Raw genomic sequence first — 12,272 nt, forward strand, 5'->3', positions numbered from 1 at the left:
AATGGAAAAAACAAGACTAAACAAATTTATCTCACATAACACAAACTACTCACGCCGTGAGGCAGATGAGCTGATAAAAGCTGGCAAGGTTAGCATAGCAGGGCGTGTGGTTAGCGACCTTGCTACGAGCGTAGATGAAGATGACAAAGTGCGTATAAATGGCCGTTTGATAAAGCTAAAAAAAGAATTTACCGTTATCGTTTATCACAAACAAAAGGGTGAGCTAGTTAGCAAGAAAGATGACCGCGGACGAAAGACGATATATGACACGTTAGATAAGAAATTTGCAAAATTTGTTAGCGTGGGACGCTTAGACTACGCAAGCGAGGGGCTACTTTTACTAACCGACGCTCCAGCGATCGCCACAGCGCTAATGAATAGCGATATAGAAAGAGAGTACTATCTAAAGGTAAAGGGTGAAATTTCAAAAGAGGTGATAGAGGCGATGACAAATGGCTTTTTTGCCAAGGACGCCACCAAAGGCGCGCACGCAAAAACCACTATAAAATCAATGGAATTTAAGCCATTTCTAGCCTATAAAGTCTTTGGCTCAAGTGGTGGTTACACAAAACTAAAAGTCATCATCAATGAGGGACAAAATAGGGAGCTTCGCCGCTTCTTTGGCTACTTTGACCTTGAAGTAATGGATCTAAAAAGGGTTAGCTTTGGTCGTGTTAGCCTTGATATGCTAAAGCCTGGCAAATGGCGCTACTTTGAAAACAGCGAATACGAAGACCTAAGAGACTTTTTAAAGATTAATAACGTTAGATACTAACATTTTATTTTGCCTTCTCTAATAAAGAGAGGCAAGCTAAACATTTCCACTACAAACACTCACCAAAACTGCAAAAATTTACTAAAAGACGTATAAATTTACCTTGCGTATCCACTAAAAGATAAATGGATAATTAACAATAGTCTAAGTTTTAAAAGGACAAAATATTGTTTAAGAATTTTGTAAAAGATGGAGTAAAAATGAAAAAAATTATCTTTTTGTTTGTAGTTTTGCTATCTGTTGGTTTTTCCAAAGATCTTTTGCAGCTAGGAGCTGAAGCTTATATTAGAGGAGACTATAAAACAGCAGTCGAGCAGTTTGAAAAAACTTGTGATAGCGGTTATGTCGATAGTTGTGGTGTTTTAGGAATACTATATATGAATGGTAGGAGTAAAGCAAGACTATAACAAAGCAGCAGAACTATTTGAAAAAGCCTGCAATGGTAAGAATATTGAGAGTTGTAGTATTTTAGGAGTTTTTTATGAGAGTGGACAAGGAGTAAAACAGGATTACCTTAAAGCAGCAGAACTGTATAAAAAAGCTTGTGACAACAATTTTCCCGAGAGTTGTCACAATTTAGGATTTTTGTATATAAATGGTCAAGGAGTAAAAAAAGATTACCTTAAAGCAGCAAAGTTACTTGAAAAAGCTTGTGATGGTGGAGATATTAAGGGTTGTTATAACTTGGGAGTTTTATATAACAATGGACAAGGCTTAAGACAAGATCACCATAAAGCAGCTGAACTATATAAAAAAGCTTGTAATGGTGGCAATATCAAAGGTTGTTATAACTTAGGGGCTTTGTATAATAATGGACAAGGCTTAAGACAAAACTACCACACTGCGAAAGAGTATTTTGGTAAAGCATGTGATTTAGGAGATCAAAATGGATGTGACGCCTATAAAAAACTAAATGAAAAAGGCTTTTAATACCCAAAAACAACCTAGTGAACTCTAACAAATTTAGTGCTTCGCAAATTTATATCTTATTTTCTGAAAGCAAGATGTTTATGTATGGATTTATGAGCGTCTCACCACGTGCTGCGTATAACAAGACCTCTTTAAAATAGTTGTCATTTATGCCGTAGGTGTGAAACTCATATGCCCCTATGCCATATCCCATCGGTGTGATGTCAACCCTTGAGTACCAAGCGTCTTGTGCTAGGATATAGCGGTTTGTATCCTTTGTGTATACATATAGCTTTATCTTTTCTTTATCTTTTTCTGCCATATACCAGATAAAAGAATTTGTAATATCGTTAAAGAAGTAGATATTGCCATTTGGCATGATGGCTTGAGCTGTGTCGTTGTTATCAGCGATAAGTGTCCTACTCTCATAACATATATATTTATTTGGTGTTAGCTCTTCGATCGGCTCTGATTTGCCGTTATTTAAAACCAAAATTTTATCATCACTTATGTCGGCATTATAGGCAAGTACGGCTAAGACTAGAGCTAACAAACACAAAGAAAAAATTTGTTTTATCAAAATAAAAATCCTCTTAACAAATAATATTTTAGGACATAAAGCGCGCATATCAGTACGCAAACACTTAGCCATATTGATGAAAATTTAAGCTTGTGTGAGTAGTTTGTCTTTGTGATAATCTCAACAAGATATGGCATAAGACCGTAAAATACACCGAGAAACAAACTGCCCCAGATGAGGTAGCCAATATAAAAATAGTCATCTTTTAGCATGCAGTATGGGCATTTATGGTTTGGTTGTTCGTAAACGTAAAGGCCAAAAAAGTAGGTAATGGCGTAGTAACTAAGCACCAAAAACAACAAATTTGCCACAAAGCTTGCCATGCTTTGCTTTAAAAAATTTAGCACCAAAATGACAAAAAATAGTACGTAGAATACGCTTACTAAGCCAAAATTTGTATAGCCAAATGGTAGCTTTGGAGCTTGAAAAGTGACAGAGCAGCAAAAGACCGGCACTTTTAGTGGGATATTGTAAAAAAACGAAATTTCTATACCAAGCTCAAGTAGTATCATAACAAAAAGGCAGATAAAAATGGCATATTTTCTCTTTAGATAAGGGAAATTTAGAGCCTGCAAGTCAAGCTTATTTATAACCAGCCAAATACCAAGCCCAAAGATGAGCAAAATTTTAGTGAGCATCAATATGCCACCAAATTTATTTGAGCCGATCACGCCAGCTGAACACATAGCACCAGGCACAATATCAGAGAGTTCATTTAGGCAAAGTGCAAAAAATATAAACAATACGATCTTGATACAGACGCAAAAAAGCAAGATCGTATTTACAAGGTAGTTTTGTTTTTCAAGCGAGTATTGAAGCGATGTTAGTGCGTTATAGTCCCACGACCTCACGATCCTAACGACGTAAAAGAGCGAAATACTCATCAAAACTAACAGTACAAACTCCGCTAACAAAAAGGCAATAACGGCGTTTGATAAAAAGACACTCATACTATCTCTCCGTTTTGTAAAGAAACAACCCTATCTGTGACAGTTAGCTCATCAAAAATGCTATCGTGAGTAGCGACAATAACACTCTTTTTTAGAGCCTTAAAAGACTCTAGTAAGCCTAAAAAAGCACGTGCATTTTGTCTGTCTAAATTTGCCGTTGGCTCATCAGCCAAGATGATGTCAGCATCCATAGATAAAGCCCTAGCTACCGCACATCTTTGACGCTCACCACCACTTAAATTTGATACGTTCTCATCTTTTTTATGAGCGATATTTGCGAGGCTTAGAGCCTTTTTTATCATCTCGTCTCGCACATTTGCCTTGAAATTTGTTAGAGCAAATGGAGCTAGTAAATTTTCATATACACTTAGCCCCTCAATGAGGTTAAAATTTTGAAAGATAAGTCCAAGTCTTTTGTGTCTAAGCTCAGAGCAAAAAGCATCAGGTAGCTTTGCAATGTTAGTGCCATCTATCAAAATTTCTCCACTAGTTGGCTTTTGAAGTAGGGCGATAAGAGAAAGTAGGGTGCTTTTACCGCTTCCACTAATGCCTTTTAGTATTACTAGCTCGCCGTCATTAATATCTAAATTTATATTTCTTAAAGCACAAAACTCATTTTGTTTGTTTTGGTTATAAACTAGGCTAACACCTCTTATATTTATCATTTTAGCCCCTCATTTATGTCACTACTTGCTACTCTCCATGAAGGTATGAGTACAAACGCCAAAAATGGTATCACACCAAAAACAAAGATCAAAAAGAGCTTGTCAAACTCTAAAATAGGCGTGAAATTTGTAAAATTTAAAAGCTCATCACCTAAAAATATCCCTTTTAAAAGTGGAGCATTTAATACAAAAACAAAGAGATAAGCCAGCATAACACCGAGTAAAAAAGCGCTAACACTAACGATAAAATTTTGTATAAATTTTAAAAATATAATGTCTTTTATACAAAAACCAATGCTTCTTAAAATAGCTATTTCACGCTTTTTACTACCATAGGCGAGTGAAATTTGGTTTTTAAGCAAGACAAAGAATATAAGCATAACACTAACGTAAATGCTCATAAAAATTCCACCCTTATAATAATAAAGGTGCCTAACCTTAGCCACTTCATCTTCTATACTAAGAGCGAAAGAATTTGGATATAAATTCTCTATCTTTAAAGCTACTTCACTGATCTCATCTGTGTTTGGTACCTCAACGTAGAGCTTTGTATACTCTTCATTTTTTAAATTTAAGATAGCTCTTAGCGTATTTGGATGCAAAAATATAGCGTTATTTGAGATTAAACCACTTTGTACCGGCATAGTCTTTAATATCTTTACTGGTATCATGCGCTCTTCAGTTAGAAAATTAAAGCTCTCATCGTAGTAAAGTTCATTCATCGCTGCCTTGACACCTTCTCCGACGATCATCTCATCCTCTTTTAAGCTATCATCTTCATATAGATGAAACCAAACACGCTTTTGCACGAAGTAGTACTCTCCATCAACTACACCCTTTACATCACTTACGCCATCAATCTTCGAGATATCGTAGATATAGCCAGGGTGCATGAGATCATTTTTGCCAGCACGAAATGCACTCACTACTATACTTGATCTATCTTTTACTAAATTTATAAGATCATGTTGGATCGATCCAGAGATGAAAAGTACCGAGCTTAGCACAAAGATAATGAGTGCAAAGAGGCAAAAGCTAAAAAGGTGATCCTTCCTATCTTTAAAAAGCAGAACCACGGCGTAGTTTATAAAATTTTTACCTATCATAGACAAAGCCTTTTTGCTCCTTTTGGTTAAAACTAAAAGCAGCATTTGCTCTTGTTATCTTAGAAATTTCTCTTAGCTCATCTTGCTTTGCTTTATGATCAAAGCTAAGATAGTGTGCCGCTAAAAGCGTATAAGAAAGTCCAAAAAATAACGCCAAAAAAACTAGAAATTTCACATTATTTACCGATAAAATTCTTTATCTCGTCAAATCTTATGACACCTTTGCCAGCATGATCTTTTAAAAAGCTCTCTGCCTTTGCTTCGTCTTTAAATGGAATAAACTCATCGCCCATTGGTCCATAAACGTTTGAGCCGTGAACATAAAACGCATCTTTTGCATCAAGCTTTTCTAGCGTGTAATAATCGCTCACATAAGCATCTTTCATTTTGCCATCCGCAAAGTAAAATTGCGCCATATCTTTTACATCATCAAAATAATAATCCTTGCCATCTGCTTTGATGAGTGTCGCCCATGGAGAATTTTTGACAAGCATGCCACATACCGCACATCTTGTGCCCTTTGGTACGACTATTCTCTCAGGTTTTTTTATTTCTTGTTTAGCTTTTGAGGCTTGGTTGCTAGTACCTAAATTTGCCGGAGCGTCCCATAGATACAAAGCGGCAGCTTGTAGGTGTTTGTCGTACTCTGGAGCTTTGCTGGCCTCTTTTGAGTCACATACTTGTTTAAGATGAGCTTTTAGCTCAGAGATAGCTTTAAAGCTTTTTGGATCAGTTTTATCGCAGTTTGCCTCGTAAAATTCCTTACCATGTGCGTAAACGCCGTCCTCACGTTTAGCTTTTATCATTTTATTATCACCCTCGAAATCCTGTCCAGCGATCTCGTAAGCTTTAGCAAAGTTCATTATTTCGCCGCCATTTTCTGCTTGAAATTCTTTTGCGTCAGCCTCGGTTGAGAAGGCATATTTGCTATTTCTAGTCATTGTGCCTTTGACGCTACTACCAACTACGTAAAATGCCTTGTTTACGTCGATCAAATTTAAATTTTTAGTATCAACGACTTGTGCGTCGCTTGGGATCTTGCCTTCTGTTAGCTCGTATAGGCAGTGGAGTGATGCTACTTGCTTGCCGTTATATACGTGATTGGTCTTATAAAATTTAACCAAATTCATTCCACAAACGGCGCAGTACTCCTTGCCCTCGCCATTTCCTACTAGTGTAGCCTTGCTAGGATCCACGCTTTGAAACATCGGTTTCATTTTGACGGCTTGTTCATTTGTAGAAGCACTAAAAAGTATGGTTGCTAGTAGTGCTGAACTCAAGATAGAACGTAAAATCATAATTATCTCCTTTAGTATTTTTTATTTTTATATTTATAAGCTTTAAATGCCACTGGGCTAACTTTATCAAGCATCAATGCTTTCCTAAAATTTCTAAATTCTCGCACGCTTCTTTTAAGCCATTTTTGCAGCTTCTAGTAAAAATTTCACGCGCTTTTTCTACATCTTCTTTCACACCTTTACCTTCAGCTAGCATGATAGCGTAATTATTGCAGCCCTTTTCATATCCATATATACACGCTTGCTCATAAAGTTTTGTGGCTTTTGTGAGGTTTTGATCAACGCCTTGTGCATAAACATATAAAAAGCCAAGATTATCACACCCTATGCCAGCTTCGTTTGCGCAAGCCATTTCGTAGTTTACTTTGGCTTTTGCATAGTCTTTCTCGACACCTTCACCTTGCGCATATAGATAGCCGAGATTGCTACATCCTATGCCATCACCTGCCTTGCAAGCCTTTTCGTAAAGCTCTTTTGCCTTTTTAAGATCCTTTGTCACGCCGGCGCCATTTGCATAAAGCAAGCCAAGCTCCGTGCAACCCTCGTTGTCGCTACATGCTTTTTCATAAAATTTAACTGCTTTTGCTAGGTCTTTTTCCACACCTTTGCCTTTTTCATAGACGTAGCCAAGGTTGCTGCAAGCCATAGAGAAGTTTTGATCACAAGCTTTTTCATAAAGCATTGCTGCCTTTGCTTCGTCCTTTTTGACATTGCCATCACCTCTGCTGTAAAGCACAGCTAGATTGTAGCAGCCTGATGCCTTTTTCTCTTTATCACAAGCATCTTCATAAATTTGTGCTAGCTTATTGTGATCGTCTTTTGCGCTTAAAGCCTCTTTGATATAGCCAGCATTCAATAGTCCCAAACAAGCAAACAATAAAACTAAACTCTTTTTCATCATATCTCCTAAATCTCTTTTATATCCTTACCTCTATAAGCAAAGGCGATTAGCAAAGCTAAAAGCATTAAAAGCAAATAAAGCAAATTCGAAACGCTAAATCCATCGCCATTTGCGTATGAGTGAAGTCCGCTTAGATAGAAATTTACACCAAAATAGGTAAAAATAACTGAACCAAAAGAGAGCACGCTAGCTACTAAAAAGGTAAAAATATTTTTTAATCTTGGGATAAATCTTAAATGAAGCACAATAGCATAAATAATTATCGTAATGTACGACCAGCTCTCTTTGCTATCCCAGCCCCAGTATCTACCCCAGCTCTCATTCGCCCAGACGCCGCCAAGGAAATTTCCAATAGTTAGCAAACTAAGTCCTATGATGAGGCTTAGCTCATTAGTTGCGGCGAGGTATCTTATCTGCTCGCTGAGCTTTTGCTCGTTTTTTTGATTTTTTATAGCCATTAAAAGAAGCCCAAGAAGCCCGAGCACAAAGCTAAAACCTAAAAAGCCATAGCTTGCCGTAATGACACTTACATGCACACTAAGCCAAAATGACTTTAAAACTGGGACTAGATTTGTTATTTGTGGATTTATAAAATTTAGATGAGCTACAAGCAAACTAACACTTGCAAAAAGTGAAGCAGCTCCAAGAGCAAAGCTTTGATGTTTAAAAAATAAAACTCCAGCTAGTACACTTGCAAGCGAGATATACACTAAGCTCTCATAGGCATCACTCCAAGGTGCATGCCCTGAGATATAAGCACGAAGAGCTAAATTTAACAAATGCACCGCAAAGCCAAAATAAAATGCAAGGCTAAGCGCTTTTTCAAATCTAAATTTCTTTCCAGAAAATAGCCTATAAAAGCCAAGAGCGAGCGAAACTAGCCCAAGGATCATGTAAAAATATATAAGAAATTTAAAAATTTCCATTTGGTTATAAAGCACTTCAAGCTCCACCTTTGCCTCGCTTGGCGCAAGGGAGCCTAGAGTGCTTCTTTGATAGCTTGAAATTTTCTCCAAGCTCTTATCAGCCCCAGTACACTCGCCATTTTTTACACAAAGGCTTAAATTTTCTATATAAGCGCCTAAAACGCTTTTAAGCTCGCTTGAAATTTCACTTGAGCCAAAGGCTTCATTTACGCCTAGCCATGTTAATTTATCGCCATTTTTAGCTGGTATAAATTTTAAAATTTCTCCCTTTAGTGCAAGATATAAGACATTTAATCTCTCGTCAAATTTAATGACATCGTTGTCAAATTTATCTCTTTTTGAGGCGGATTTTTCATTTGCAGCTTCTACAAATTTAGCCAGCTTATACTCGCCATTTTCGTTAAAAATGTCGTTAAAACTAGCAAATTTCTCATTAACTCCCAAAAGCTCGCCCACACGCTCACTTGTGATCTTTACTATCCTTTTATCCATCCACTCTTTTGGCAAGATGGCAAAAGAGAGCATTAGCTCCTCGCTGCTAAGCCCAAATAGCGTGGTTTTGGTTGAAATTTTACTTATCACAGCTCTTGAGTAAGAGCTTACTGGAGCGATTCTACTATTAGCTTGAGTCAAAATTTTAGCAAATTTACTTGCATGAGCGTCTAAATTTTTATTATTTTCATTAGCAAAATTTGGAGTAGCATTTAAAAGCAAAACAGCCAAAAATGCGATTTGCGAACCTTTTATGAAATTTAGTAGCCTAAAAAATCGGCTCTTTTTACTAAATAAATTTGCCACAAAGCCAAGGCAAAGCAAAAAATATCCTATGTAAGTTGGGATTTTGCCAGGATCACGACTGATCTCAAAAGCACTTCCAAGCTCGTCAGGATCGTATGAAGACTGAAAAATTTTATAGCCATCAATCGTTAGTGGATTATTTAGCGAGATGTCGTACTTACCGCCAGCGATACTTACTTTGCTTATATAAGATGATGGACTATTTAGCCCCGCATATCGCTCTAAAATAAACTCGTCAAGCTTTAATGAAAATGGTAAATTTAAAGCCTTTGAGCTAAAGTAAAATTTCACCTCTTGCCCACCAAAACTTAGCACACTAGGGTCTAGCTCATATCCAGCTCCACCTTTTAGTTTAATACTCTTTTTTTCGCCGTTAAAGCTTATCTCCAAACTAAGCGTAGCTGGAGCGTTTTTCTCATCTTTTTTATATCCAAGCAAGTTAATTATAAATTCTTTGCCATCTATAAAATTTTTAAACTCAAAGTCGTTTTTACCAAATAAGCTTAATCTTAATGGATAACTAAAATTTTCTCCAAGCATTTCGACTCTAAGATAAGGCTTGACGCTTTGCATTATATTTGAGCTTTGCAGAGCTCTAAGATGCATAACGCCCTCTTCGCCAAAATACCTTGTAAGCGCAGCTCCGATGAAGATAACGATAAAAGCAAGATGTATCAAAAATGCGCCAAATTTTTTATACATCTTGGTTTTTACGATACTAATGGCTAAACAAATGGCACAAGCAAACATAACACACTCGTACCAAAGCGCTTCATAAACAAGCACTCTGGCCGTTTGTGTGTCATAAAAATTTTCTAAAAAAGTCGCAAGCCCTGCACCAAAAGCAAGAATAAATAATAATATCAAAGACAAGCGGTAGATATTTAAAATTCTCATCGCTCGCCTCTACTTTAAATGCTATAAGTTTGTCCCGCATAAAGTATAAACACCCTAAGCAGTAAAACACCGATAACAGCCGCTAATGAACTGATATAAAAGCTAAATTTTAGACTAGCTACTTTTTTGCCAAATGCAAAATTTAAAACAAAAGGCACAATAAAGCCAACTAGCACAACACCAAGCCAAAAGAATTTCGCCCAAACGCCACTATAAAAAGCAACAGCTGCATTTTGCTGATAACTTGAACCAAGTAAAAGCGATACAAAAAGCATTAAAATGAGTAAAATTTCAGCTCCCAAAACGCTAAATTCTACGCTATGAAGCGAATGAAGGTCGCTTGAATGTGGATCTTCTTTAAATAAAGCTGCTGCGACCAAGCTACTGCCACTTATACCAGCACTTAGTCCTGAAGCTATAAATAAAGCTGGAAGCACAGCTGTGTTTAAAAGTGGAAATCTAATCAAAACTGAGATCAAAAATCCAGTATAAGCACAAATTATTACAGCAAAAATAAGACAAATACGACTTAAAAATGGATAAAGTGGTATTAAAATTTTCATTATTAGTGCAAAAAGAGCGCTAAAGGACTTTAAACTTTTAGCTAAGAAATTTGAAATCTCATCATTAAATGCATAAAGGCACATCAAAAAGCTAAGCGGTATAAATACACAAAGTCCAGCAACACCGATAGACATAACTGATGTGAAATTATAATTAATCAAAATTTTCCAAAATAAAAGTGGCTTTTCAAGATCAGCTATTAAACAAACCATACCAAGCATGATGCTAACAAATGCTAAAAGCGAAGCAGCCTTAAAGAATGGGCTAAAGTTCTCTTGCTTTTTATAGTGTTTTAAAAGTATAGCAGCGATTAGCGCTCCACCACTCATACCAGCTAGCAAAAGATAAACAGCGATCGGCCAGCCCCACTCTACTCCATGCGAAAATGTTGCAGTAAAATTTAATGCACCATCCATCTTACACCCCCATTTTTACTTTAGGAATATATCTAAGGCTTGGTTTTGTGCCAAGCTCTGCTCTTAGCCTTATGCTATCTTTTACGGCTAGTAGCTTGCTGATGTGAGAATCTTCATCGTTAAGATCACCAAAGACGATCGCTTCATATCTACAAGCTTCTACGCAAGCTGGCTCTTTTTCGTCCTTTAAATTTGTATCTACGCAAAAGTTACAGCTTTGAGCTGAGTGCGTAACCTTATCGATATATCTCACATCATATGGACAGGCTACGATGCAGTATTTACAGGCGATACAATCATCTATGTTTGTAGTTTGTATGCCAGTTTTTTCGTCTTTATGACAAGCCTTGGTCGGACAAACAGCTACACAAGGCGCATCGACGCACTGCTGACAAGATACTCTTACAAATCTTTTATCGAGTAAATTTTTAGGATTAGTCTTATCTTCTATAAAAAGTCTCATCTGTCCTTTTGGGACTAAATTTACCTTTCTGCAAGCTATCTCGCAGTCTGTACAGCCAACACATTTATTTTGGTCAAATATCATACCAAAGTGTGGTTTTTTTACACTTTCTTCACTCTTAAAAGCAAAACCACTACTTGCCGCACCAGCACCAGCAGCCACAACTACCATGCTTTTTAAAAAGGCTCTTCTATTTTTTTGATTTTGCATTTTTAACTCCATTTTTATATCTTAATGAGGCTTTTTGATGCCCTCATTTAGTTCTTTCTCGTGAATTTTCTTTGCAGCCTCGGCTAACTCACCTGGCTTTAAGACCTTAACAAGCTCTATCTCAAAAACGATAGTCTCGCCTCCAGGTATGCCCTCCATGCCGCTATCGCCGTACGCAAGTTCTGGCGGGATAACAAATTTAAACTTATCGCCCTCTTTCATGAGCATTAAGCCCTCTTCAAGACCTGGGATCAAATTTAGCATAGAAAGATGAGCTGGAGCCTCTTTTGTCTCATCAAAGACCTTACCATCGATAAAGCTAGCTTTGTAGTTTGCTATGATGATACTTTCTTGTTTTGGAGTCGCTCCCTTTTTGCTTGATTTTAAAATTTCATATTGCAATTTTGATTTTGTCGTTTTTACATTTTTATTTTTTGCATTTTTATCCATAAAAGCCTTGCCTTGCTTTAAATTCTCTTTAAGTATGGCGGCTTCTTTTTCTTTTACTATCTTGTCTAAATTTTCAGCTCTTTTATTTAGTAGCTTTGCTATCTCATCATCGCTTAGTTTTAGCTCTCCTTTTAGTGCATCACTAAAACCTTTGATAACGGCCTCAGCATCGTAGCTAATGCCTATTTGTTTTTGTTCAAGTAACCCTTTTAAAACATATCCGCCACTTGTTGCTCCCATAGCATAAGACTCATTTGAATCTACATTTGCAAGCAAACCAGAAGCACTTAAGCTAAGAAGTAGCGTAAATTTTAAAACCTTATTTTTCATATCAAACCCTTAAGATTAAAGGGGCTAAAACTAG

At 36.8% G+C, this 12,272-nt stretch carries 14 protein-coding genes; 3 read left to right on the forward strand and 11 right to left on the reverse strand.

Annotated elements, in window-relative coordinates; all coding sequences use genetic code 11:
• Position 1 precedes the first annotated feature (1 nt).
• The 3 genes from B9N66_RS07260 to B9N66_RS07265 all read left to right on the forward strand — a co-directional run bounded on the left by B9N66_RS07260 (position 2) and on the right by B9N66_RS07265 (position 1,705).
• Positions 2–775 (forward strand): pseudouridine synthase, encoded by a 774-nt coding sequence (locus B9N66_RS07260; RefSeq protein WP_087580490.1) that lies wholly within the window; start codon positions 2–4, stop codon positions 773–775.
• A 200-nt stretch (positions 776–975) separates the two neighbouring features.
• Positions 976–1,182, forward strand: a complete 207-nt coding sequence (locus B9N66_RS09970) for a hypothetical protein (RefSeq protein WP_257639804.1) — start codon at positions 976–978, stop codon at positions 1,180–1,182.
• Entirely contained in the window at positions 1,157–1,705 is a 549-nt protein-coding gene (locus tag B9N66_RS07265) for a tetratricopeptide repeat protein (RefSeq protein ID WP_257639805.1), read from the forward strand. Before B9N66_RS09970 ends, B9N66_RS07265 begins: the two co-directional genes overlap by 26 nt.
• Positions 1,706–1,754: 49 nt before the next feature.
• Here B9N66_RS07265 and B9N66_RS07270 read toward each other — a convergent pair whose 3' ends face one another.
• The 11 genes from B9N66_RS07270 to B9N66_RS07320 form a co-directional block, all read right to left on the reverse strand.
• On the reverse strand, positions 1,755–2,264 hold the full coding sequence (locus B9N66_RS07270; protein WP_087580491.1) for a hypothetical protein: 510 nt from the start codon (positions 2,262–2,264) through the stop codon (positions 1,755–1,757).
• The gene (locus B9N66_RS07275; protein WP_087580492.1) at positions 2,261–3,214 is read right to left on the reverse strand and encodes a hypothetical protein; all 954 of its coding nucleotides are present in this window, start codon (positions 3,212–3,214) and stop codon (positions 2,261–2,263) included. The genes B9N66_RS07270 and B9N66_RS07275 overlap by 4 nt, the downstream gene beginning before the upstream one ends.
• On the reverse strand, positions 3,211–3,879 hold the full coding sequence (locus B9N66_RS07280; RefSeq protein WP_087580493.1) for an ABC transporter ATP-binding protein: 669 nt from the start codon (positions 3,877–3,879) through the stop codon (positions 3,211–3,213). Before B9N66_RS07280 ends, B9N66_RS07275 begins: the two co-directional genes overlap by 4 nt.
• On the reverse strand, positions 3,876–4,985 hold the full coding sequence (locus B9N66_RS07285; RefSeq protein ID WP_084109947.1) for an ABC transporter permease: 1,110 nt from the start codon (positions 4,983–4,985) through the stop codon (positions 3,876–3,878). The genes B9N66_RS07280 and B9N66_RS07285 overlap by 4 nt, the downstream gene beginning before the upstream one ends.
• Positions 4,975–5,160 carry a hypothetical protein gene (locus B9N66_RS07290; protein WP_084109948.1) on the reverse strand — a complete coding sequence of 62 codons (186 nt, stop codon included), beginning with the start codon at positions 5,158–5,160 and terminating at the stop codon, positions 4,975–4,977. Before B9N66_RS07290 ends, B9N66_RS07285 begins: the two co-directional genes overlap by 11 nt.
• A gap of 1 nt (position 5,161) precedes the next feature.
• Positions 5,162–6,283 (reverse strand): nitrous oxide reductase accessory protein NosL, encoded by a 1,122-nt coding sequence (locus B9N66_RS07295; protein ID WP_087580494.1) that lies wholly within the window; start codon positions 6,281–6,283, stop codon positions 5,162–5,164.
• A 73-nt stretch (positions 6,284–6,356) separates the two neighbouring features.
• Complete coding sequence (locus tag B9N66_RS07300) at positions 6,357–7,181, reverse strand: SEL1-like repeat protein (RefSeq protein ID WP_087580495.1); 825 nt, start codon at positions 7,179–7,181, stop codon at positions 6,357–6,359.
• Positions 7,182–7,189: 8 nt separating this feature from the next.
• The gene (ccsA, locus tag B9N66_RS07305; protein ID WP_087580496.1) at positions 7,190–9,805 is read right to left on the reverse strand and encodes a cytochrome c biogenesis protein CcsA; all 2,616 of its coding nucleotides are present in this window, start codon (positions 9,803–9,805) and stop codon (positions 7,190–7,192) included.
• Between the two features lie 14 nt (positions 9,806–9,819).
• A complete protein-coding gene (nrfD, locus tag B9N66_RS07310) occupies positions 9,820–10,785 on the reverse strand; it encodes an NrfD/PsrC family molybdoenzyme membrane anchor subunit (protein ID WP_087580497.1) in 966 nt (321 codons plus the stop codon).
• A 1-nt stretch (position 10,786) separates the two neighbouring features.
• Complete coding sequence (locus tag B9N66_RS07315) at positions 10,787–11,458, reverse strand: 4Fe-4S dicluster domain-containing protein (protein WP_072595319.1); 672 nt, start codon at positions 11,456–11,458, stop codon at positions 10,787–10,789.
• A 21-nt stretch (positions 11,459–11,479) separates the two neighbouring features.
• Positions 11,480–12,238 (reverse strand): FKBP-type peptidyl-prolyl cis-trans isomerase, encoded by a 759-nt coding sequence (locus tag B9N66_RS07320; RefSeq protein WP_072595292.1) that lies wholly within the window; start codon positions 12,236–12,238, stop codon positions 11,480–11,482.
• Positions 12,239–12,272 lie beyond the last annotated feature (34 nt).

The sequence above is a fragment of the Campylobacter concisus genome, assembly GCF_002165775.1.
In the GTDB taxonomy this organism is placed as follows: Bacteria; Campylobacterota; Campylobacteria; order Campylobacterales; family Campylobacteraceae; genus Campylobacter_A; species Campylobacter_A concisus_E.

Excerpts from the sequence above, each read along its gene's own strand:
- B9N66_RS07265 (WP_257639805.1), top strand. The coding sequence starts at position 1,157 with ATGGTAGGAGTAAAGCAAGACTATAACAAAGCAGCAGAACTATTTGAA.
- B9N66_RS07285 (WP_084109947.1), bottom strand. The coding sequence starts at position 4,985 with ATGATAGGTAAAAATTTTATAAACTACGCCGTGGTTCTGCTTTTTAAA.
- B9N66_RS07300 (WP_087580495.1), bottom strand. The coding sequence starts at position 7,181 with ATGAAAAAGAGTTTAGTTTTATTGTTTGCTTGTTTGGGACTATTGAAT.
- B9N66_RS07295 (WP_087580494.1), bottom strand. The coding sequence starts at position 6,283 with ATGATTTTACGTTCTATCTTGAGTTCAGCACTACTAGCAACCATACTT.
- B9N66_RS07275 (WP_087580492.1), bottom strand. The coding sequence starts at position 3,214 with ATGAGTGTCTTTTTATCAAACGCCGTTATTGCCTTTTTGTTAGCGGAG.
- B9N66_RS09970 (WP_257639804.1), top strand. The coding sequence starts at position 976 with ATGAAAAAAATTATCTTTTTGTTTGTAGTTTTGCTATCTGTTGGTTTT.
- B9N66_RS07315 (WP_072595319.1), bottom strand. The coding sequence starts at position 11,458 with ATGCAAAATCAAAAAAATAGAAGAGCCTTTTTAAAAAGCATGGTAGTT.
- nrfD (WP_087580497.1), bottom strand. The coding sequence starts at position 10,785 with ATGGATGGTGCATTAAATTTTACTGCAACATTTTCGCATGGAGTAGAG.
- B9N66_RS07260 (WP_087580490.1), top strand. The coding sequence starts at position 2 with ATGGAAAAAACAAGACTAAACAAATTTATCTCACATAACACAAACTAC.
- ccsA (WP_087580496.1), bottom strand. The coding sequence starts at position 9,805 with ATGAGAATTTTAAATATCTACCGCTTGTCTTTGATATTATTATTTATT.
- B9N66_RS07280 (WP_087580493.1), bottom strand. The coding sequence starts at position 3,879 with ATGATAAATATAAGAGGTGTTAGCCTAGTTTATAACCAAAACAAACAA.
- B9N66_RS07320 (WP_072595292.1), bottom strand. The coding sequence starts at position 12,238 with ATGAAAAATAAGGTTTTAAAATTTACGCTACTTCTTAGCTTAAGTGCT.